The sequence below is a fragment of the Bradyrhizobium sp. 14AA genome, from assembly GCF_054185205.1.
Map to the genome: position 1 here is coordinate 1 of NZ_JAVAYM010000222.1, position 221 is coordinate 221.

1 protein-coding gene is annotated in these 221 nt (G+C 67.0%); it reads right to left on the reverse strand.

Annotation, left to right across the window (positions count from 1 at the left end):
- Positions 1-221: Ig-like domain-containing protein (locus tag RAD15_RS44090; RefSeq protein ID WP_458184910.1), on the reverse strand; the 221-nt coding region annotated here is incomplete at both ends.

Consider the following 221-nt stretch of genomic DNA (forward strand, 5'->3'; position numbering starts at 1 on the left):
TGCTGGTCGCGCTGTTGCCGGCGGGATCGCTGACCACGGCGCGGAACTGATAGCTGCCATCGGCCAGATCGCTCTGCGCGGCCGTGGTCGTCGACCAGCTCGCGCCGCCGTCGGTCGAGACCTCATAGGCCACACCGGTGCCGTTGGTATCGGCATTGCCGCTCAGCGACAGATCGAAGGCCTTGTCGGTCGAGTTGAGGTCCACAGACGACGACCCGCTG